A 19,575-nucleotide genomic window follows, 5' to 3' on the forward strand; every position below is an offset into this window, starting at 1 on the left:
AGCGCTGTCTTTTGATCAGCGTCAATGTAGGCTGCCCAGAGCGTTCGTAAACCATTAGTCGTATGTAGTAATTACTTCAAACTACTTATATTGTTAAACTTTTGTCAATTTATAATCGTATAACACCCGCGAATTCATCCCGCCGTTAACACCTGAAAATTTCAGTACACGCACAAAAAACTCCCATTTCGGGAGTTTGAAAGCTGCGTACCTATACGCTTTGCATGCACACGAAATTATCCCACCCGGTGCTGCTTGAGAACGGTAAGGCTGCGTTCTTCTTCATTTTGGGGCTGGGAAGGTGCCTGGCGGGTGCCGACCAGCACGTACCATTCCGCTTCGGAAAGGTACGTTTCGCACCAGCGCCCCAGGATAAAAGCACTCTCTTCGCGGGTGCGCTGGCCACTGCGGTAATCATGGGCTAACAGTAATAAATTCTGCCGGGCAGTGCGTGCGCGGGCATTACCACCGTGTACTTTTGCCAGCGGACAGCGTCGATCATACGCTGCGTTGGTCAACGCGTTGAGCCAACGTTCCAATTCATGTGCCTGAATGCCGCCATACACTGCCACGCTTAAGCTCCCTGCCCCGTTTAAAGGGCGTCAGCCTGCCCGATTTACTGGCCGCTGTCACTGGTTAAACTTTGTCCGTTGTTGAATATTAGTGAAGACCTTGTTCAAAACCTTGTAACACATTGACTACATTGACACCAATTGCATCCACCGCATAGCCCCCTTCCATCAGAAACACGCTAGGCAGGCCTGCCTCCGCGAGGCGTTTACCTAGCGCGACAAAATCGGCGCTCGCAAAGGTGAAGGCACTAATCGGATCGCCCTCAAAGATATCGACCCCCAATGACACAATTAGGCAATCGCATTCAGCGGCCTTAATCTGCGCCAATGCCGTTTCCAAGGTCGCCATCCAGGTAGCGACGCTGGTGCCTGGAGGCATGGGGTAATTGACGTTATAGCCTTTGCCATTACCTTCGCCTTGTTCATCAGCGTAGCCCAAGTAATAGGGAAAGGTGACCTCGGGATCGCCATGCAGCGATATAAACAGCACATCGTCACGGCTATAGAAGATCTGCTGGGTGCCGTTGCCGTGGTGAAAATCCACGTCCAGAATTGCAACGCGGCGCTTGCCTGCATCCAACGCTCGCTGGGCAGCAACCGCGGCATTATTGAAAAAGCAGTAGCCGCCGAACTGATCATAAGCGGCGTGGTGGCCGGGCGGTCGGCATAGTCCGAAGCTTGGTTCACCGGTTTGTAGAGTGTGCTCCACCGCGCCAAGTGCCACATCTTTACTCGCCATGGCGGCTTCAAAGGTGCCTTCAGAAATCGACGTTTCCGCCGCCAGAGCGTAGTAACCTAGCTGACCACTAATAGAGCGCGGAATGCGGTCACCACGCATGCTGCGCGCCGGCCAGATGTTGGGAATCGCCTCACCTTCGTGCCCTGCCGCTCCCCACTCTTTCCAACAGTTAGCTAAAAACGTGACGTAGTGCTCGTCATGCACCGCCAGTACCGGTGCCAGGCCATAATCGTTGGGCGTACAAATATCGCCAAGGCCAGATTGACGGATTTTTTTAAGCACCAGATCAAGGCGTTCAGGGCACTCAAATGGTGTGACCAACGCGCCATCATGTAACTCGGTACGCGCTTGGCGCAAACGGCTTTTTTCTGAGTAAAACGTCAGCATGCAGGTTCCTTAATCGGCATCTAATTGATACGGCCACTGTTTGGCCCAGCGGCGTTTCTGGCTCGCTGTTTGCTGCTTTAACTGGTATTCAGCACGGCTAGCGGCGGCGCGATCTTCAAACGGCTCGGCGCCTAATAGCGCAACGGGAGGGTTCGCCCGCGTGTAACGCGCCCCTTTACCAAGGCAATGCGCCTGATAACGCTTCGCTAGGTTATTGGTAATCCCGGTATAGGTGCCGCGCTGGCACTCAAGTAAGTACAGATACCATTGAGTACCGGCTTGCTGAGGCTCAACGATGCCACTATTCACCGCAACAAACCTTTAATTTACGCCCGCTACCACATAGGCACGGATCATTACGGCGCGGCTTTAAACGCGTTAGCGTGGGCGTGCCGTCCACATACCACCAGCGCTGTTCTTCGTGCGTAAAGCGAGACACTTCATCAAGCACATGCCAACGGCCATGCTCTCGCTTTCGTTCACAAAAAAAGGCGCGAAAATGTACGTAACCGACATTCGCAAGCGGCGGCTCGGCGGCCACGATAGTGAGCCCTTTCCACTCGGTATCGGGGTCAGGCGGCAGGCTGCTTGGCCGCGTTGAGGTGTGCCATGTCGCGAGTAAGTAGTCGCTAAGACCTAGCGCAAAGGCGGCATAGCGAGAACGCATCAGTGCTTCAGGTGTAGGCGCCACCTCACCGTGATGATAGCGACCACAGCAGCTATCCAGCGTTAAATCGCTACCACAGGGGCACGTTTTAGGGGTCGTTAAGGTCATAACAGGTGCTCTTTCACAACATCGCTCATAGCCTAACCGAAAGGTGCTATGCGCGTCGCCCGGCATGTATACGTTTTGTGTCGATATTTCCGCTGGGTTGGGTATATAGTGGTAACGCAAAATATTTAAACGACGGAGTACGAATAACGACCAATCATTCTTTCCAAAATTTTGGAGGTTCTCCCTATGAAGGTTTACAAACCGGAATGGCAGTGCACGTTTAGCGTAAACGAAGGCGCGGAAGAATCAGCCACTTGGAAAGAGAGAGTCGCATGGCGGCTCAGGGGTGTTGCGGATCGACTGGAAGGCGGCGGGCGCACGGTAAAAATTGACTACCGCGTGACGCCAATGGTTAGCCCCCAAGAAGTAGACACGTGTTTAGGTAAAGGCTTTGAAGTCACTCAGCGTCTGCTAACGCAGTTAGCCCAGCAGCAGGCGTGCGAAGACGTGATGCGTCATGCCAAAGCCGAGCTTTATGAGCAACACTCTCAGCACTGATGCGCTATAAACATCTTATTTAATGTGTGCTTGAAAACAATCCCACCCCTTTAACAGGGTGGGATTTTTGTTATCAGGCAGCGCGCTTGTTAAGCCGGCTGCTCCAGCGCTTTACCCATCTTAGCTAGAAAATCATCGCAGGCTTGCAGCTGTTCTATCTCGACATACTCATCGGGCTGGTGCGCCTGGGCGATGCTGCCAGGGCCGAGAATAATGGTTTGCAAGCCTTGGCCTTGAAACTGCCCGGCCTCGGTGGCGTAAGCCACTGCGTGGTTGCAGCAGGCAGCTGGCAAATGATCTTTGGCTAAACGTAGTACGTAGTCATTATCACGATCAGCCAGCCCCGGCACTGTCGGGCTAAGGGGCGTAGTGGTGATCTCAACGTGCTTGCCTTTCGCCTGTAGTTCAGCGGTTAACTGTGCACAAAATGCATCGAAACGCGCATAGACCGACTCAAACGTTTCGGTGGGCAGGTGGCGGATTTCCCAATCAAACTGACACTCTCGCGCCATAATATTGATCGCCGTACCGCCTTTAATTTTTCCTACATGCAGGCTGGTATGCGGCACGTTAAAGGCCTCATCCACACGTCCTTCTTCGACTAAGGCTGCCATTGTGTCTTCAATAACGGTTACTAGCCGCGCCGCCACATGAATCGCTGACGTACCCTGGTTGACCTGACTGCTGTGCGCTTCACGACCAATCACCGTGGTACGCAGGTTCGTTGCGCCCTTTTGCGCTACCACCGGCTGCATGCTGGTTGGCTCACCCACAATGACGTTGGCCGTTTGTGAGTAGTGTTCACAGAAGAAACGGATAAGGTCCGGCGCGCCGACACAGCCAATTTCTTCATCGTACGAGAAGCCTAGATAAATCGGCTGCTGCAACGGTGCTTTCACCCAGGTAGGCACCCTGGCCAACACGCAGGCAATAAAGCCTTTCATATCGCAAGTGCCACGCCCATACAAACGCCCATCGCCACCATCGCGCAGCGTAAACGGGTCACTCGACCACGGCTGTCCGGCCACCGGCACCACGTCAGTGTGCCCAGAAAGCATGACGCCACCCGGTGCATCAGGGCCAATTCTGGCGACTAGGTTAGCTTTGGTGCCACAAGGACTCATCACACGGTCAGCGCTAACGCCATGCCCAGCTAAGTAACCTTCAACGTACTCAATCAGCGCTAAATTAGATTCGCTAGAGGTGGTGTCAAAGGCGACCAGTTTTTCCAAAAGCGCGATGGTGTCAGACATGATCTTCTCTTTCTCAAGTGATATGGCGCTAACCCTACCACTCCCACCTTATGAAACCTACTCTGCTTACCTAATGCTGAATTTCATTTCGTATTCACCTCGCATTCATCAAAACGTCACCTACACTCTCTATTGTTCAGTGCATTCAAAAATCTTAAAAAACGTACTGCACTGCCTGATGAAATTCAGGCTCACAAGGAGCTGTTATGTCTCGTTTTACGTTGCACGCCCTCTCAGTAGGTATCGCAGCGGCAAGCCTTAGCTTGTCGGCTCACGCAGCGACCGAAATAACTTGGTGGCACTCCATGGGCGGCGAGCTGGGCGATCGTTTGAGCGCGCTGGCCGAGGACTTCAACGCCACCCAGGATGAGTACCGTGTCACGCCCTCCTACCGGGGCGAATACGAACAGACCATGGTCAACACCATTGCCGCCTTCCGCGCAGGCGAGCAGCCACACCTCGTACAGATTTATGAGGTGGGCACCGGCACCATGATGGCCGCCCAGGGCGCCATCTACCCGGTTTACGAGCTGATGGAAGAGCATGGCAACACCTTTGACGCGGACGACTATCTGCCCGTAGTGACGGGTTACTACACCGACACCAGCGGCAACATGCTGTCCATGCCGTTCAACTCGTCCACGCCGATTCTTTACTACAACAAAGCCATTTTTGAAGCCGCTGGCCTCGACCCGGAAATGCCACCGACCACTTGGCAAGAAATGGGCGAGATGGGTCAGCAGATCGTCGACGAGGGCGCAGCCTCCTGTGGCTTCACCATGGCCTATGCCGCCAACTGGGTGGGCCTTGAGAACTTCTCGGCGCTGCACAATCAGCCCATCGGCACCCAGGAAAACGGCTTCGGCGGACTGGATACCGAGTTCGTCTTCAACGGTGAGGTGCAAGCGCGCTTCTGGGATCAGTTGAAGGAGTGGTCGGATAGCGGCGTTTACAGCTACGCAGGCCCGGCGAATGGCCCGGATGCGGCGCCCTCGTTCTACTCAAGCGACTGCGCGATGTACATGAACTCGTCAGCGTCGCGGGCCGACGTGCTGGCCAACTCCGACTTCGACGTAGGCTTTGGCATGCTGCCTTACTATGATGACGTGGACGGCGCACCGCAGAACTCGATCATTGGCGGCGCGACCCTGTGGGTGCTTTCCGGCCACGAAGAAAGCGAGTACGCAGGCGTTGCCGAATTCCTTGAGTATCTCTCCTTACCCGAAGTTCAGGCCGAATGGCACCAGGGCACCGGCTACCTGCCGATTACCACCGCCGCTTATGAGCTGAGCCAGGAGCAGGGTTACTACGACGAGAACCCGGGCGCAGATATCGCCATCGAGCAGATCAACTTAAACGAGCCCACGGAAAACTCCAAGGGCCTGCGCTTTGGCAACTACCCACAGGTGCGCATGGTTCTGGACGAAGAGTTCCAGGCCGTACTGGCTGGCAACAAGAGCGGCCAGCAAGCCCTGGATGACGCGGCACGCCGCGGCAATCAGATCCTGCGCGACTTCGAGGCTGCCAATAACTAAGCCCTTCTCGTTACTTGTAAAAAGGCCCCGGCTTTTATAGCCGGGGTTTGTTATAGGAGCCATCCCATACGCCCTGATCACCGGAGCCTATGGGATGGCTTACTTCCTGGCAGCTGTCCACAGCGGCCAGCCGCACCAACGATAGTAAGACAGGATGTGCCATGCAGACCAAACGCTCCACCTATCAAAATCGGTGGCTCCCTTTTTTACTCTTGGCACCGCAATTAGTGATCACGCTGGTGTTTTTTATCTGGCCGGCAAGCCAGGCGGTCAAATCGAGTTTCGAGCGTACCGATGCGTTTGGCTTCAAGACGACGTTTATCGGCCTTGAGAACTATGCACGTATTCTGGCCGACCCCAGCTACCTGAATGCGCTCGGGCGCACCGCGATTTTTTCCCTCTCGGTGACGGTTCTTTCGATGAGTCTGGCGCTGTTACTCGCCGTTTGTGTCAACCGCGTACTGAAGAGCGCCAAGTTCTACACCACGCTGCTGGTCTGGCCTTACGCCGTCGCCCCGGTGGTTGCCGGGGTGCTGTGGTGGTTTCTGTTCAATCCCACCATCGGCCTTTTACCGCATCTGCTTGACTGGTTCGGCATCAGCTGGAACCACCGCGTTTCGGGCACTCAGGCGATGATTTTGATCACCATTGCAGCCGCCTGGAAGCAGATTTCCTACAACTTTCTGTTTTTCCTGGCCGGGCTGCAATCGGTGCCACAGTCGCTGATGGAGGCGGCAGCCATTGATGGCGCGGGGCCCTTCAAGCGCTTCTGGACCATCGTGCTGCCGCTTTTATCGCCCACTACCTTCTTTTTGCTGATCATCAACATCAACTATGTGATGTTCGACACCTTCGGGGTGATTGACGCCACCACTGCCGGCGGGCCAGGCCAGGCGACCATGACGCTGGTCTACAAGGTCTACACCGATGGTGTGGCGGGGCTGAATATTGGTTCCTCATCCGCGCAGTCGGTGCTGCTGATGGGCATTGTGATCATTTTGACGTTTATCCAGTTCCGATATGTGGAGCGTCGGGTCAACTACTAGCACGTTAAGGCTATTCACTTATTTGAGTATCGACATGGTTGAAAACAGACCCTTTCTGAACATTCTGACCCACCTGGTGCTGATCGCTGGCGTGCTGGTCGTGGCGTTTCCAGTCTACGTGGCGTTTATTGCCTCCACCCACGAATCCAGCGCCTTCGTGCGCGGCGTGTTGCCACTGCTTCCCGGCGACAATATGTGGGCCTCCTATAAACAGATGCTGGGCTCTGGCTGGCAGGTGGGCGGCACGCCGCCGGTGTGGCTGATGCTGGGCAACTCGCTGATCATGGCTCTGACCATTGCCATCGGCAAGATCAGTATTTCGATCCTCTCCGCCTTTGCGATTGTCTATTTCCGCTTTCCGTTTCGCATGCTGGCATTCTGGATCATTTTCATCACCCTAATGCTACCGGTCGAAGTTCGTATCATCCCCACCTATGCGGTCGTTGCCGACCTGGGCATGCTCAACTCCTACGCGGGGTTGACGCTGCCATTGATTGCCTCAGCTACCGCGACCTTTCTATTCCGCCAGTTCTTCATGACCGTGCCTGAAGAGCTGATGGAAGCGAGCCGGGTGGACGGCGCCGGGCCGATGAAGTTCTTTAAGGACATTCTGCTTCCGGTATCGATCACCAATATCGCCGCGCTTTTCGTAATCATGTTCATCTACGGCTGGGTGCAGTACCTGTGGCCACTGCTGGTCACCACCGACGAAGACTTCTACACCATAGTGCTGGGCATCAAGCGCCTGATGGCCTCATCCGACCGGGTGCCCGCTTGGAACCTCATCATGGCGACCGTGATGCTTGCCATGCTGCCACCAGTATTAGTGGTGCTGTTCATGCAAAAAATGTTTGTGAAAGGCCTGACCGAGACGGAGAAATAAGATGGCCAGTATTACCCTGGAAGGGCTTGAGAAAACCTACGCGGGCGATGTGCATGCGGTAAAGGGCATCGATCTGGCGATTGAAGACGGCGAATTTGTGGTGCTGGTAGGCCCTTCAGGCTGCGGAAAGTCGACGCTTTTGCGCATGGTCGCGGGGCTTGAAACGATTACCGAAGGCACGCTTAAAATCGGCGATCGCGTGGTCAATAAACTCGAACCCGCCGAACGCGATATTGCCATGGTGTTTCAGAACTATGCGCTTTATCCACATATGACGGTGTACAACAATCTCGCTTACGGATTAAAGAACCGTGGCTTCAAAAAGCCCGAGATCGAAGTGCGCGTGCGTAAAGCGGCCAAAATGCTCGAAATAGAGGAGTTCCTAGAACGCAAGCCGCGCAAGCTCTCCGGCGGCCAGCGCCAGCGCGTTGCGATGGGACGGGCGCTGGTCCGCGACCCCGCCGCGTTTTTGTTCGACGAGCCGCTGTCTAATCTGGATGCCAAACTGCGCGTGCAAATGCGTGTCGAAATTAAGCAGCTCCAACGGCGCTTGAAAACGACCAGCCTGTACGTCACCCACGACCAGCTAGAAGCCATGACGCTAGGTGATCGTTTAGTCGTTTTAAATGCCGGGCGGATTGAGCAAGTCGGCACGCCAATGGAAATTTATGCGAGACCAGCGACCCTATTCGTTGCGGGATTTATCGGCTCCCCCGCCATGAACATGCTGCCGGTGAACTATCTAATGGAAAAAGGTGCCAGCGGCCTGCTGGATGACTTGCCAGAAGGCACCGATATCGTCGGCATTCGTCCTGATGATATGCACTTAATACCCCCTGCCGCGCCCCACTTAATCGTCGAATCAACCCTTGCGCTATTTGAAGCCGCCGGTGCCGAAAGCCACCTGTACGTGACGCTTGCCGAAAGCGACCAGCCCATCGTCATTCGCGTTTCAGGCCAGCCGCCGGTCGCCGAAGGTGAAACACTGCGATTTTTTGTAACCCGCGACGCCCTGCATCCTTTCAACAGCACAACTGGGCAACGCATGGGGGATTAGTCCATAAGTTAACGCCGCAAGTAGTCTTAAGACTCGCTGGCAGCAAGGTCGATAATCCGCCCTTCAACCTGATAATCCACTTCGCCAATCGTCACCATGTAGTCACGCAGCATCTCCCAATCGGTGTTACCCACGATGGTGCTGCGTTCGTCATCATAGGCGGCCTTGAGCGCAGCATGGCTGTCGCCGCCGGCAGCGGTGAAGTTATTGGTGGCGATTGTGTAGGTACGCGCAGGGTCAACGTCCTGCAACTTGCCACTTTCAGTCACTTTCAGCCTCACCACGCGCCCACCAGCGGGTTCGCGGCTGTCATATTCCACTTGGGTGCCGCGCGATATCTGCAAGAAAGCGCCGCTTTCATCCGGCGCGCCCGCCAAGGCAATCTCGATGGTTTCAAGAAGCTCGGTGCCCGTCACGTCCATTAGCGTCAACCGATTGCCGAAGGGCTGCACTGCGATCAGCTCGCCGACGGTGATATCGCCCTCGGCAATCGGCTCGCGAATGCCACCGCCGTTTTGTAGCGCCAGCACGGTGTCCGGGTTCACCCGGCGGGCGGCCGCAAGCTGACCATCGGCAATCAGGTTACCCAGCGCGGTTTCATCGGCACGCACACTTTGTTCATCGCCATTGCCATGACGCGGGTTGGGAAGCGGTGTATTCAGGTGAGCGCCCACTTGGGTATCGCGTACTTCTTCGATTCGAGCGGTGTACGGCTCGAGCATCTCAAGTGCTTGAGCATCAGGCTCGAAATCCTCTGCCGCCAGCAGTTCACCACTGGCATCGAGCACCAAGCCGCCGTCATCGAAGGTGACTTGCATCACGCCCAGGTACTTGCCGTACTCGTTCGCCTGACCAATCACCGTGGGCGCTTTAGGCTCGCCCAGGTCGTTATCGGCCACCGTGACGGGCGATTCCAGATGCGTATGGCTGTGCCCACCGATGATCAAGTCCACCCCTTCCACGTGCTGGGCCAACAGCAGGTCATTGCCCACGCTTGGGTCGCTGTCGTAACCCAAATGAGTCAGCGCAATAATCTTGTTCACGCCTCGATCTTCAAAGCTTGTCACCATGTCCTCAGCAGCTTGTTGATAATCACTGATAGCGACTTGGCCGGGGCTTGAAATTGTCTCGCTATCTTGAGTACTTAGCCCAAAGATGCCGATTCGCTCACCGCGATGTTCGATAATAATACCGTCATAAAGCTTGCCCGCTTGCGCGTCTGCGCTAAGCGACTCGCCCAGCGAGTCAGCAAATTCATGTGCTGCGGAGAAATCTAGATTGGCGCCGAGAATAGGAAAGTCGGCACCCGCAAAAAACGCCGCTAGCGCCTGATGCCCTTCTTCCGGGTCACCCAAATCAAACTCATGATTACCGGGAACAAAAGCGTCGTAACCCATGAGATTCATAAACTCCAGCGCATCTTGGCCCTGAAACTCATTGAAATAGAGCGTGCCAGAAAAGATGTCACCAGCATCGAGTAATAGCCCTTCGCCATACTGCTCACGCGCGTGATTCAACGCGGTCACCAAATAGGGATACTGATCGGTCCGCCCGTGGAGATCGTTGGTATGAAAAATCGTCAGCGTGTAGCTATCGGCCAACACAGGGGAGGCGGTAATGAACAGTGCTGTCCCTAGCGCAAGACTATATCGATTAAAATGCATTTTAACGGCTCCTTTTATATCGAGTTTATAATATTAGCAAAAAAATGCCCCATCACTTAAATAACTTTTTGGACACACTAAAAACCGGTATGGAAGCATCCACACCGGTAAAGATCGAAACATGCGAGCTAACTAAGAGCAAAGAACTAAAATAACGCGACTGCTAAAAACATTCTGTTAATTAAAAGTGGTAGCGAGCGCCTAATGCGAAGTACATATCTTCTTCGTAATCGTTAACAGCATCTAGATTACGATCATTAAGCTCAAGGAACATATCGAAATTGCTAGACAGCTTGTACATTGACCCTAACGCCCAAGCGTTGCGATCACTGCTAGCACCGTCCACCTCGATGTTGTAGTAATCGGCAAAGAACTTCCATGAATCAATCGCGAAAGTAGCACCAACACCGATTTTATCGAAACCGCCGCCGTAGACATCATCATCGCCGCGGGTTTCATAACCAACACGAGCAGAGACACCATCGGTAATGGCAAACTCGCCTGTAGCACCATATCGCATGTCACCGTTACCGCCGCCACGCACAGTGTCTTCAACGTAGCCTAGCGCTAAACGAGCCGGCCCCGTTTCATAAACCACGCCACCTTGCGTTGCGATAGCGCTACCTTCACCGTTCTGTTCAACGTCGGTTAAGCCGCGTTCAGAAAAGTGTTTCGCAGACAGCAAAGCTTGAAAGCCATTGATTTTAGGTGATTTGTAGCCAACAGAGTCACCACGTGACTGCAAGCCACCGCCAGCGAATTCATAGCCACGCTCAACGTAAACGTCGAACGGTGCCATCACGTAGTTATCGTAGAAGCTATTGTAGCTACCGGCCATAAAGGTACCGAACTGCTTACTTTCTAAACCAAGGTAGCTGTTGCGGACTTCATCAAAACCAGGGCTGCTTCGCTCATCGGCTCTAAAGCGCCACTCAACGCGAGCAAAAGCGCGCAGATCGCGAGAGACCTGGTGGCCAGCGGTAATCCGTAGGCGTGAGCCAAAGTTACGGAACTCCTCACCGTTGTCTACACCGTTCTTAACACCACCGCCTTCAAAACCCATCGCGATACGACCATAGATCTCCAGATCAGTACCATCTTGATCATAAACGGTGGCTGCTTGTGCTGCAGTGGCTCCTAATAAGCTGCTAACGGCTAGGGCCAGAGTCATTTTTTTAAACATGCGTGTTCCCATTGAAGTAGTCAATACTTGAGCATTGCTAGTCACGGCGAAGAACAAATAACGCCTTAGCGCTGGGAACCTTAAAGCAGTTATATTTCATTAATTTTAACGTTTTAATTTTTCTGGACTTAATTTTATTTATAATGAAAAAATAAAAACGCCATAAAACGTTAACATATAGATGTTAACTAATATTCAGATTAACGTTATTTAAATACAAGCCCATTCCACATCTTTCTCGGCCTGACCACCCTGCATTCTTCGGGCTAATGCCCACGTATCATCGCTTATTCATCGGTTTAACTCAGCAGTGTCATTCTCCTCTCCCACACTGCGTATAAACGTGATGAAGTGATGAATCGCTCATGCGTCTCTGTATCGTTAGTGAAACATGGTCACCGGACATCAACGGCGTTGCCCATACGCTGAGCCGGCTAAGCTGTGAGCTCAATCGGCAAGGAGTGCCGGCTGGCACACCAATTTCGACCACTACTGCAAAGATTACGGCGTCACATGGCTGGCGTCGACGGCCCTGAACTTGAGACCGCCGAATCTCGATCAAGGGTTGACGTCGCCAAGAGCGCGATGGCCAACGCCCTAAAGCAACGCCCATGACACCCGATCAGCTCAATATTCGCGCGCTTAAAAGCGCATCCGTGATATTGAGATGGAAAAAGACATCCTAAAAAAGCTACCGCTCTCTTGATGTCTGACTCCCTGAACACTTTTCGCTAATCGAGAAACTCAAGACGAGCTATCCAGTGAAAAAGCTGTTTGGCGTACATAGCAGCTGCTTTAAATACTGGGTACAACGTTCAAAAAGGTCTGCATGTGTCGCAACGGCAAAGGAAATAGCCAAGGTCAAAGAGCTCTTTCGCGAGAGCGAAGGATCTGCGGGTACGCGCAGTATCGCCGAGATGGCGACAAAGCACAGGGTTAATTATAAATCGCAGGCTGTTTTTACTTGACCATTGAAAAGATATGCAATAGTAGAAGATTATGCGTTCCTCTATACGTAGTACTACGTATAGAGGAACGTAGTGCGTGCTGATAATCTCTAATGAATCAACATTGGATTGAAGCGCGTAACTAAAAACAAGTCACGCTATCAAATGACTAGATGATGCCGCCCATGAGCTCTGTGCTTAGTGATGAAGTTGAGAACCTAGTTTTTGAATATGCTCCTGTTGCCCTTGTGCTGACTGAGCGTAGATCAATAAAAATTTGTAATGCAGAATTTTGCGAGTTGTTTGGGTATGAAAAGGAGGAGCTTTTAGGAGAATTGATTTTGAAGCTTTATCCCTCCGTTGCCGACTTCAACAAGATTGGTGAGAAAAGTTATTCAGAATTGATGGAGTCTGCCTCTTATGTAGATGAGAGGTTTATGCAAACCAAGGGGGGCAAAATCTTTTGGGCTAGAGCTTCGGGTAGAACATTAACCCCACAAGATCCTTTCAAGCTGGCAGTTTGGAGCTTTTCTGAAGCTGAAGATTTCTCTGGGCCAAGTAAGATCCTATCAGCTAGGGAAAGAGAGGTTTCAGGATATATTGCTAACGGGATGACGTGTAAAGAAATAGCTAAAGAGCTTGGTATATCCTACAGGACAGTTGAAGCGCATAGATCTAAGGTTATGAAAAAGCTTGGCTGTCGAAATATGGCGGAGATGATATCAAAAATTATCAGGCTTCAATAATAATTTTAAGGAGGGGATATGATTAGTTCTTTTTCAAATTATGAAGATATTGTAAGCCATTTCTCTTGGCCGAGTTGTCGAGATTTTAACATCGCGGATGTTTGTTGTGATAAATGGGCTAACAAAGATAATTCACGAGTTGCGCTGATAGAGGTCGACGGCCAAGGGGGGAGTAAAGAGATAACCTACAAAGAGTTGCAGGAAAAGTCAAATAGGTTAGCAAATAGTTTGGCTGCAAAGGGGGTGGTGTCTGGAGATAGAATTGGCATTTACCTGCCACAGTGTTCTGAAACGGCCGTTTCTCATTTTGCTTGTTATAAATTAGGTGCTATTGCTGTTCCTTTGTTTAGCTTGTTTGGTCCAGATGCTGTTTTTCATAGAATGAATGATTGCTCCATGCGTGTGGTTATAACGGATGCTAGGGGAGGCGAGAATTTATTACCCATTATCAATGATCTTAATAGCATTGAGATAATTTATTCTATAGAACCCTGTAAGTCAGATATTAGTTCTATTGACTTTCATAAAGATATATCTCTGTTTGATGAGCATTTTTCAGCGAAGAAAACGTCAGCAGATGACCCGGCCATGATAATTTACACATCAGGTACTACAGGGAGCTCGAAAGGTGCTGTTCTTTCTCATAAGGTGCTGATTGGCCATATCCCCGGTGTTCAAATTTCACATGATGGGTTTCCACAAACCGGAGATGTGATGTGGACACCTGCGGACTGGGCATGGATTGGCGGCCTATTAGATGTCTTATTGCCATCGCTGTATTTTGGTGTCCCTGTAATTGCTAGGCGAATGTTAAAATTTAATGCTGAAGAAGCATTCTCTCTCATTGAAAATTTTGGGGTAAGAAATATATTTCTTCCCCCAACAGCACTTAAGATTATGCGGCAAGAGAAGAGCCCTAAGAATAAGTGGGACCTGAATGTTAGAAGTATTGCAAGTGGCGGAGAGTCACTAGGGGAAGAACTTCTTGACTGGGGGCGCAAAATTTTTGATGTAACAATAAATGAATTTTATGGGCAGACTGAATGCAATATTGTGGTTTCATCTAGCGCACAGATGGGCATTCATAAGCCAGGGCATATAGGTAAGTCTGTACCAGGTCATAAAGTTGCAGTTATAGATAACAAGGGAAATATTCTTAAAAGTGGTGAGTTAGGAAGTATAGCTATCAAATCCCCTGACCCTGTTATGTTTATTGGATACTGGAACAACCCCAAGGCCACTAAAGAAAAATTTATTGGCGATTGGTTGGTAACCGGTGATTTGGGTGTGCAAGATGAAGATGGCTTCTTTAAGTTTGTTGGAAGAGATGACGACGTCATAACTAGTGCGGGTTATCGAATTGGCCCCGCACCAATTGAAAATTGTTTACTTAAACACCCATCTGTACGACTTGCTGCTGTAGTAGGAAAGCCTGACGCACTGAGGACTGAAATAGTAAAGGCATTTATTGTGTTGGCGGAAGGGTATGAGCCAACCGAGGAACTTTCGGAAGAGCTTAAAAGTCATGTTAAAAAGCGTTTAGCAGCACATGAATATCCGCGTGAAATAACATTCATCGATGAGCTTCCGCAGACAGCTACTGGAAAAATTATACGTGGGAAGCTTAAAAGAATGTAACAAAAAATTATATGGAACTGCATTGCTTATCTAGTATTTACGAACAATTCCAACATAAATATCATTGCTCATGGCACTGATTTGAAGAGGACCAAAACGACGATGAATTTTAATCCACCTGGAGACTTTATTGCAACTTAAGAAAATTAATTAGCTCCTATCATGTTGAAAAACTACCCAAAAGACGATGTTTTATAACAACTGGAGATGGCCATGAAAAAAACAAATTTAATTAAAACGATCATTTCAACAGTTTTGCTGAGCTTATCGGCAACAGCAAATGCTCAAGATACATGGACTATGACATCGACTTGGCCAGAGAGCTTGGGGTTAATTGAGATCGATCGACACTGGGTCGAGACTGTAAATAAGCTTACGGATGGCGAGTTGTCTATTGAATTTCGTGCTGGCGGAACCCTTATGCCAAGCACAGAAGTCTTCGATGCCACAGAAACAGGAAGCATCGAAGCTTCTGGTGACTGGCCAGGTTATTGGGCAGGTACTGACTCGGCCTTTTCTCCGTTAGGCACTACAACCATGTTGTTCAATGGTGTTGACTACCTTAATTGGATAATGCAATGGGGCGGTTGGGAACTCTATCAAGAGGTTTATGGGGAATATAATATAGTCTATCTCCCTTATGGCATTGTTGGTAGCGAATCTGGCTTGATGGGAGGGGTTCCAATTACTAGTTTAAATGACATTGACGGAAAAAGGGTTCGCCTGGCTGGGCGAGATCAAGGAAGAGTCTTGAGTGGCCTGGGAGGTTCTCAAGTATCGCTGTCTGGCGCTGAGATTTATCAAGCTGTTGAGCGAGGCATTGTAGACGCAATGGAGTTTAATACTCCTGGAGTAGATTACGACGCTGGGTTTGCAGAGGTCGTTGAACATTGGACTGTTCCTGGCTGGCATCAAACAGGAAGTGTTCTGGGCGTAATGATCAATAAGGATGCCTGGGATAATCTTTCAGAGCAAACCCAAGATAAACTAAAAATTGCCGCTGAATCCACTATGGCTTGGTCGCTCTCGTGGCTTGAAAGAAAATCAACTGAAGGGGCTGAAAGTTTTCTTGAGGCAGGAGTTGAGATTCATAGGCTATCAGAGGAAGACTTAGAAACAATCCAAGAAATTACTAATCAAGTTATTATTCAAAGTGCATGTGAAAATCCAATGACAGCACAAGTGTATCACTCCATGGTCAGCTATCTAGAGCACTACTCCATCTGGCGCGACTTGACCGTGCCCTTCAACATGAGCCGCACCACAGATAACCTACCCTCCCTTGAAGAACTTGAAGCTTGTATAAACCAGTAATCAGATCGGGGCTTACGCGCCCCGGCCTCTTTCTGGCACCTCCAACACCCCGATACGTTTGATTCACTCGTTTCAGAGAGCCTTTTCATGAACACCATTGCCAGGGGTATAGATGCACTCAATGAGTGGTTCGGCCGCCTGATGGCCCCGCTGTTTGCTGTTATCACGCTGATCGAGGCCAGCAAGACCACCACTATGGTAATGCTGGTGGTGGGAAGACACTGCCTTTACCGGAGTATTTTCCATCGACGCTGCCTGGGGTGGAGATCGTTGGCCTTTACCGCGCGGCAATCCCTTTGTGGCTCTAATCACATTGGCCTGTGTGCTGATAGCCCTATTGCTAGCAATTATATTATTGCTGCTGGAAATGGTCTTTAAGTAATTTTTAGTTTTTACATTCAATATAATTTTTAGGAGTACTTATGATTACTTTACACCACTGTATGAGTGCTAGGTCATTTCGGATTTTATGGATGCTGGAAGAGCTGGGGATGGAGTATGATTTGGTTATGCATGACTTTCCCCCAAGACATTTAGAAAAAGATTACAAAAAAACAAACCCCTTGGGAACTGTTCCAGCATTCTATGATGATAACACCTTCATGACAGAGTCATCGGCAGTGTGCCAATACCTAGCCGACCGCTACTCTGCTAATAAAATGGGAGTTGGAGTAGCGGAACCAAGTTATGGCTGCTATTTAAATTTTCTTCATTTCGGAGAAGCTACACTTACTTTTCCGCAGACCCTTATCCTTAGATACAAGTACTTTGAATCGTTAGAAAGAAGAATAGAACAAGTGGCGAACGATTATGAACGCTGGTTTCTTTCAAGGCTTAAATTTATTAACGATAGACTATTGTCCGAAGATTATATTTGTTCCGGGAGGTTCACTGCTGCCGACGTATCCGTTGGTTACTCCCTAATGCTAGCCTCATATTTAGATATGGAAGAAAAGTTTGGAGATGGCATTAAAAAATACTGGGATAAGCTAAGGAGTAGAGAAGCTTATATGAGGTCATTAAAAATACAAGAGCGTGAAGCTAAAAGGCAATGTGTTTCTTTGACTGCTTCTCCTAGGGTTAGGTAAAATTTTCTCTTACCACAGGTAGGTGATGTTATATTTTACGATTTATTTACCCTGAGGTTTAGAATGAAAGATACGGTCATTGGATAATCTCCCCACCACCAGAGTAGCCAGGGCGTCGTCGATAGTCCTCTCTGATAACGGCCTGAAGCGCCACTCGTAGTAGCCACTTCGTGAGACATGAAGCAGGTTACACATTGTGCGCACAGGAAAGTCGTCACTGTTGTCAGCAATAAACCGCTACTTCACTCGGGCAGGCTTGCGTAGTACCGGGCGGCCTTTTTTAAGATATCTCGGTTCGGCGAAGCTGGGGCATTCCAATTAGCGCTTGAAGATTAGTGCCGGGCAGGGGGAGTAAAAAACGGAACTTCATGCTCATCGTCTTGATCAATTCTTCAGGACAAGGTCATCTAAATCTAAGTCCATCCCGCATTGTTCCCGGTCAGCCACCCTGTTTCTTCCGGACTAATGCCCGCGAGTCATCGCTTATTCATCGGTTTGACTCAGCAGTGTCATTCTCCTCCCCCACACTGCGTATAAACGTGATGAAGGGATGAATCGCTCATGCGGCTCTGTATCGTTAGTGAAACATGGTCACCGGACATCAACGGCGTCGCCCATACGCTGAGCCGGCTAAGCTGTGAGCTCAATCGGCAAGGAGTGCCGGTTGACGTTATTCGCCCACGCCCACGCGTGGCTGGAAATACCACGCGCATTAACCACGAGCTACAGGTTTCACGCGTTGCACTACCCGGCTATACCGATGTCCAGGTGGGCTTGGCAACACCGGCCGCGCTGCGACGATTTTGGCGAACACATCGTCCCGATGTGATCTATTTGGCCACTCAAGGCCCCCTAGGCTGGGCGGCGCGCCAAGCGGCAAAGCGGCTCAACATTCCCCTGGTAGCCGGTTGGCACACCAATTTCGACCACTACTGCAAAGATTACGGCGTCACATGGCTGGCGTCGACGGCCCTTCGCTATCTTCGCTACTTTCATAACGGCTGCGCCTCAACATTGGTGCCTACTCACGCACAGGCTGCTGCGTTAACGCACCAAGGCATTCGAGGCGTTCACGTGCTTTCACGGGGGTTAGACGGCGAGCGATTTTCACCTGCATACCGTGACACACAGTTACGAAAGCGCTGGGGCGTTAGCGAGCACCAGCCAGTCGCACTGTACGTTGGCCGACTAGCCGTAGAGAAAAATCTCACCTTATTGCAAGAAAGCTTTCACGCTATGCGTGAAGTGCGCCCCGACATGGCCCAGGTAATCGTGGGCGATGGCCCCGCTCGGGCACAATTACAAAGGGCTCTACCCGATGTGCATTTCACTGGCTTCATTAACCAGGAGGCCCTCGCTCGCCACTATGCTAGTGCCGACTTATTTATTTTTCCCTCGCTTTCAGAAACCTGGGGCAACGTGGTGGGGGAAGCCATGGCTAGCGGCTTGGCAGTGATGGCCTATGATCACGCCGCCAGCGCTGAGCTCATCAGCAGCGGCCGCAATGGCGTCACCGTCACCGCAGGAGATAGTGCTGCGTTTCGCCGGGCAGCGGTAGATCTGTGCCAGCATCCCGCTGACTACGCACGCCTAGGCCGCGTGGCACGCTTACGCGCGCTTGAGCAAAGTTGGTCAGGTATTACCGAGCAGTTTCTGCGTTATTTACACCAAGCCCAGGAGGCACACCATGCGCCCGCGTCCGCTTGTCGTATTCGATCGTCTTGACCTGCTGGAATGGCAGTTTTGCCAGCGTATCTCACGCCTATCGCTGTACTCGCCGTGGCGTTTCACGCTGCAGGCCGCCAGCCGTTTAGGCGACTGGCCTGCCTGGGCGCTGCTCATCATGGCCCAACCCTGGCTTCAACCGGATGGCGCTTGGCGAGTCATGCAGTACAGCGTCGTCGCGCTGTTTGCCATGGCCGTTTATCGACTGGTGAAAACACGGCTATGCCGCGAGCGACCGTTTATTACCTACGGTGAGGATATTCAGTGCTGCGAACCCGCGCGTGATCGCTACAGCTTTCCTAGCGGCCATACCATGCATGCAGTCATGTTTAGCGTATTAGTCGCCGCGCACACTCCCTGGCTGCTGCCGGTGATTGTGCCGTTAACCCTGCTAATTGCGATTTCGCGCGTGGGCTTGGGATTGCACTACGTAAGCGATGTGCTGGCAGGCGCCGCCTTGGGCTACGCATTTGCGCTGATCAGTCTTTATTGGGTGGGCTAAACGCAAAACGCCCGCTAAGCGGG

General features: G+C 51.1%; 19 protein-coding genes and 1 pseudogene. 13 read left to right on the forward strand and 7 right to left on the reverse strand.

Annotation, left to right across the window (positions count from 1 at the left end; all coding sequences use genetic code 11):
* Positions 1-236: 236 nt before the first annotated feature.
* From ACT3RP_RS16410 to ACT3RP_RS16425, 4 genes are all read right to left on the reverse strand, one after another.
* Positions 237-572 carry a hypothetical protein gene (locus ACT3RP_RS16410; RefSeq protein ID WP_096276395.1) on the reverse strand — a complete coding sequence of 112 codons (336 nt, stop codon included), beginning with the start codon at positions 570-572 and terminating at the stop codon, positions 237-239.
* 88 nt (positions 573-660) lie between these two features.
* Positions 661-1,698: a histone deacetylase family protein gene (locus ACT3RP_RS16415; RefSeq protein WP_444672373.1), complete on the reverse strand. Its 1,038-nt coding sequence runs from the start codon at positions 1,696-1,698 to the stop codon at positions 661-663.
* 9 nt (positions 1,699-1,707) lie between these two features.
* On the reverse strand, positions 1,708-2,007 hold the full coding sequence (locus ACT3RP_RS16420) for a GIY-YIG nuclease family protein (RefSeq protein WP_096276399.1): 300 nt from the start codon (positions 2,005-2,007) through the stop codon (positions 1,708-1,710).
* Complete coding sequence (locus tag ACT3RP_RS16425; RefSeq protein ID WP_441686405.1) at positions 2,000-2,473, reverse strand: YchJ family protein; 474 nt, start codon at positions 2,471-2,473, stop codon at positions 2,000-2,002. Before ACT3RP_RS16425 ends, ACT3RP_RS16420 begins: the two co-directional genes overlap by 8 nt.
* A 186-nt stretch (positions 2,474-2,659) precedes the next feature.
* On the opposite strand from ACT3RP_RS16425, the gene ACT3RP_RS16430 reads away from it, so the two are divergent.
* On the forward strand, positions 2,660-2,971 hold the full coding sequence (locus ACT3RP_RS16430; protein ID WP_096276403.1) for a hypothetical protein: 312 nt from the start codon (positions 2,660-2,662) through the stop codon (positions 2,969-2,971).
* 89 nt (positions 2,972-3,060) lie between these two features.
* On the opposite strand, the gene argE is transcribed toward ACT3RP_RS16430, so the two are convergent.
* Positions 3,061-4,224, reverse strand: coding sequence for an acetylornithine deacetylase (argE, locus tag ACT3RP_RS16435; protein ID WP_444625774.1), 1,164 nt, complete (start codon positions 4,222-4,224; stop codon positions 3,061-3,063).
* 206 nt (positions 4,225-4,430) lie between these two features.
* Between argE and ugpB the strand changes: the two genes are divergently transcribed.
* From ugpB to ACT3RP_RS16455, 4 genes are all read left to right on the forward strand, one after another.
* Positions 4,431-5,759 (forward strand): sn-glycerol-3-phosphate ABC transporter substrate-binding protein UgpB, encoded by a 1,329-nt coding sequence (ugpB, locus tag ACT3RP_RS16440; RefSeq protein WP_483394175.1) that lies wholly within the window; start codon positions 4,431-4,433, stop codon positions 5,757-5,759.
* Positions 5,760-5,920: 161 nt separating this feature from the next.
* Positions 5,921-6,805, forward strand: a complete 885-nt coding sequence (gene ugpA, locus ACT3RP_RS16445; protein WP_483394176.1) for a sn-glycerol-3-phosphate ABC transporter permease UgpA — start codon at positions 5,921-5,923, stop codon at positions 6,803-6,805.
* 34 nt (positions 6,806-6,839) lie between these two features.
* Entirely contained in the window at positions 6,840-7,688 is an 849-nt protein-coding gene (gene ugpE, locus ACT3RP_RS16450; protein ID WP_483394208.1) for a sn-glycerol-3-phosphate ABC transporter permease UgpE, read from the forward strand.
* A gap of 1 nt (position 7,689) precedes the next feature.
* Entirely contained in the window at positions 7,690-8,745 is a 1,056-nt protein-coding gene (locus tag ACT3RP_RS16455; protein ID WP_483394177.1) for a sn-glycerol-3-phosphate import ATP-binding protein UgpC, read from the forward strand.
* A 26-nt stretch (positions 8,746-8,771) separates the two neighbouring features.
* Here ACT3RP_RS16455 and ACT3RP_RS16460 read toward each other — a convergent pair whose 3' ends face one another.
* Together ACT3RP_RS16460 and ACT3RP_RS16465 are read right to left on the reverse strand one after the other, a co-directional pair.
* Positions 8,772-10,409 (reverse strand): bifunctional metallophosphatase/5'-nucleotidase, encoded by a 1,638-nt coding sequence (locus ACT3RP_RS16460; RefSeq protein ID WP_483394178.1) that lies wholly within the window; start codon positions 10,407-10,409, stop codon positions 8,772-8,774.
* A gap of 181 nt (positions 10,410-10,590) precedes the next feature.
* Positions 10,591-11,592 (reverse strand): porin, encoded by a 1,002-nt coding sequence (locus ACT3RP_RS16465; RefSeq protein WP_483394179.1) that lies wholly within the window; start codon positions 11,590-11,592, stop codon positions 10,591-10,593.
* Positions 11,593-12,164: 572 nt separating this feature from the next.
* Here ACT3RP_RS16465 and ACT3RP_RS16470 point away from each other — a divergent pair.
* The 8 genes and pseudogenes from ACT3RP_RS16470 to ACT3RP_RS16505 form a co-directional block, all read left to right on the forward strand.
* Positions 12,165-12,408: pseudogene (locus tag ACT3RP_RS16470) on the forward strand (IS3 family transposase); the annotation flags it as partial.
* A gap of 316 nt (positions 12,409-12,724) precedes the next feature.
* Entirely contained in the window at positions 12,725-13,285 is a 561-nt protein-coding gene (locus tag ACT3RP_RS16475) for a LuxR C-terminal-related transcriptional regulator (protein WP_441686435.1), read from the forward strand.
* Between the two features lie 18 nt (positions 13,286-13,303).
* The gene (locus ACT3RP_RS16480; RefSeq protein ID WP_483394180.1) at positions 13,304-14,923 is read left to right on the forward strand and encodes an acyl-CoA synthetase; all 1,620 of its coding nucleotides are present in this window, start codon (positions 13,304-13,306) and stop codon (positions 14,921-14,923) included.
* A gap of 213 nt (positions 14,924-15,136) precedes the next feature.
* Positions 15,137-16,237, forward strand: coding sequence for a TRAP transporter substrate-binding protein DctP (dctP, locus tag ACT3RP_RS16485; protein WP_441686431.1), 1,101 nt, complete (start codon positions 15,137-15,139; stop codon positions 16,235-16,237).
* Positions 16,238-16,324: 87 nt separating this feature from the next.
* Positions 16,325-16,615, forward strand: coding sequence for a hypothetical protein (locus ACT3RP_RS16490; protein WP_483394181.1), 291 nt, complete (start codon positions 16,325-16,327; stop codon positions 16,613-16,615).
* Positions 16,616-16,659: 44 nt separating this feature from the next.
* Positions 16,660-17,325, forward strand: coding sequence for a glutathione S-transferase family protein (locus ACT3RP_RS16495; RefSeq protein ID WP_444625767.1), 666 nt, complete (start codon positions 16,660-16,662; stop codon positions 17,323-17,325).
* Between the two features lie 561 nt (positions 17,326-17,886).
* Positions 17,887-19,050: a glycosyltransferase family 4 protein gene (locus tag ACT3RP_RS16500; RefSeq protein ID WP_483394182.1), complete on the forward strand. Its 1,164-nt coding sequence runs from the start codon at positions 17,887-17,889 to the stop codon at positions 19,048-19,050.
* Positions 19,013-19,552, forward strand: a complete 540-nt coding sequence (locus tag ACT3RP_RS16505) for a phosphatase PAP2 family protein (protein ID WP_444625765.1) — start codon at positions 19,013-19,015, stop codon at positions 19,550-19,552. The genes ACT3RP_RS16500 and ACT3RP_RS16505 overlap by 38 nt, the downstream gene beginning before the upstream one ends.
* Positions 19,553-19,575 lie beyond the last annotated feature (23 nt).

Source organism: Halomonas sp. AOP5-B2-8 (assembly GCF_052376475.1).
Classification (GTDB): Bacteria; Pseudomonadota; Gammaproteobacteria; order Pseudomonadales; family Halomonadaceae; genus Vreelandella; species Vreelandella casei.

What these genes read in the sequence shown, in the direction of transcription:
- ACT3RP_RS16415 (WP_444672373.1), bottom strand. Translation starts at nt 1,698, where the DNA reads ATGCTGACGTTTTACTCAGAAAAAAGCCGTTTGCGCCAAGCGCGTACC.
- ACT3RP_RS16505 (WP_444625765.1), top strand. Translation starts at nt 19,013, where the DNA reads ATGCGCCCGCGTCCGCTTGTCGTATTCGATCGTCTTGACCTGCTGGAA.
- ACT3RP_RS16430 (WP_096276403.1), top strand. Translation starts at nt 2,660, where the DNA reads ATGAAGGTTTACAAACCGGAATGGCAGTGCACGTTTAGCGTAAACGAA.
- ugpB (WP_483394175.1), top strand. Translation starts at nt 4,431, where the DNA reads ATGTCTCGTTTTACGTTGCACGCCCTCTCAGTAGGTATCGCAGCGGCA.
- ACT3RP_RS16465 (WP_483394179.1), bottom strand. Translation starts at nt 11,592, where the DNA reads ATGTTTAAAAAAATGACTCTGGCCCTAGCCGTTAGCAGCTTATTAGGA.
- ACT3RP_RS16475 (WP_441686435.1), top strand. Translation starts at nt 12,725, where the DNA reads ATGAGCTCTGTGCTTAGTGATGAAGTTGAGAACCTAGTTTTTGAATAT.
- argE (WP_444625774.1), bottom strand. Translation starts at nt 4,224, where the DNA reads ATGTCTGACACCATCGCGCTTTTGGAAAAACTGGTCGCCTTTGACACC.
- dctP (WP_441686431.1), top strand. Translation starts at nt 15,137, where the DNA reads ATGAAAAAAACAAATTTAATTAAAACGATCATTTCAACAGTTTTGCTG.
- ACT3RP_RS16500 (WP_483394182.1), top strand. Translation starts at nt 17,887, where the DNA reads ATGCGGCTCTGTATCGTTAGTGAAACATGGTCACCGGACATCAACGGC.
- ACT3RP_RS16490 (WP_483394181.1), top strand. Translation starts at nt 16,325, where the DNA reads ATGAACACCATTGCCAGGGGTATAGATGCACTCAATGAGTGGTTCGGC.
- ACT3RP_RS16425 (WP_441686405.1), bottom strand. Translation starts at nt 2,473, where the DNA reads ATGACCTTAACGACCCCTAAAACGTGCCCCTGTGGTAGCGATTTAACG.
- ugpA (WP_483394176.1), top strand. Translation starts at nt 5,921, where the DNA reads ATGCAGACCAAACGCTCCACCTATCAAAATCGGTGGCTCCCTTTTTTA.
- ACT3RP_RS16480 (WP_483394180.1), top strand. Translation starts at nt 13,304, where the DNA reads ATGATTAGTTCTTTTTCAAATTATGAAGATATTGTAAGCCATTTCTCT.
- ugpE (WP_483394208.1), top strand. Translation starts at nt 6,840, where the DNA reads ATGGTTGAAAACAGACCCTTTCTGAACATTCTGACCCACCTGGTGCTG.
- ACT3RP_RS16495 (WP_444625767.1), top strand. Translation starts at nt 16,660, where the DNA reads ATGATTACTTTACACCACTGTATGAGTGCTAGGTCATTTCGGATTTTA.
- ACT3RP_RS16455 (WP_483394177.1), top strand. Translation starts at nt 7,690, where the DNA reads ATGGCCAGTATTACCCTGGAAGGGCTTGAGAAAACCTACGCGGGCGAT.
- ACT3RP_RS16460 (WP_483394178.1), bottom strand. Translation starts at nt 10,409, where the DNA reads ATGCATTTTAATCGATATAGTCTTGCGCTAGGGACAGCACTGTTCATT.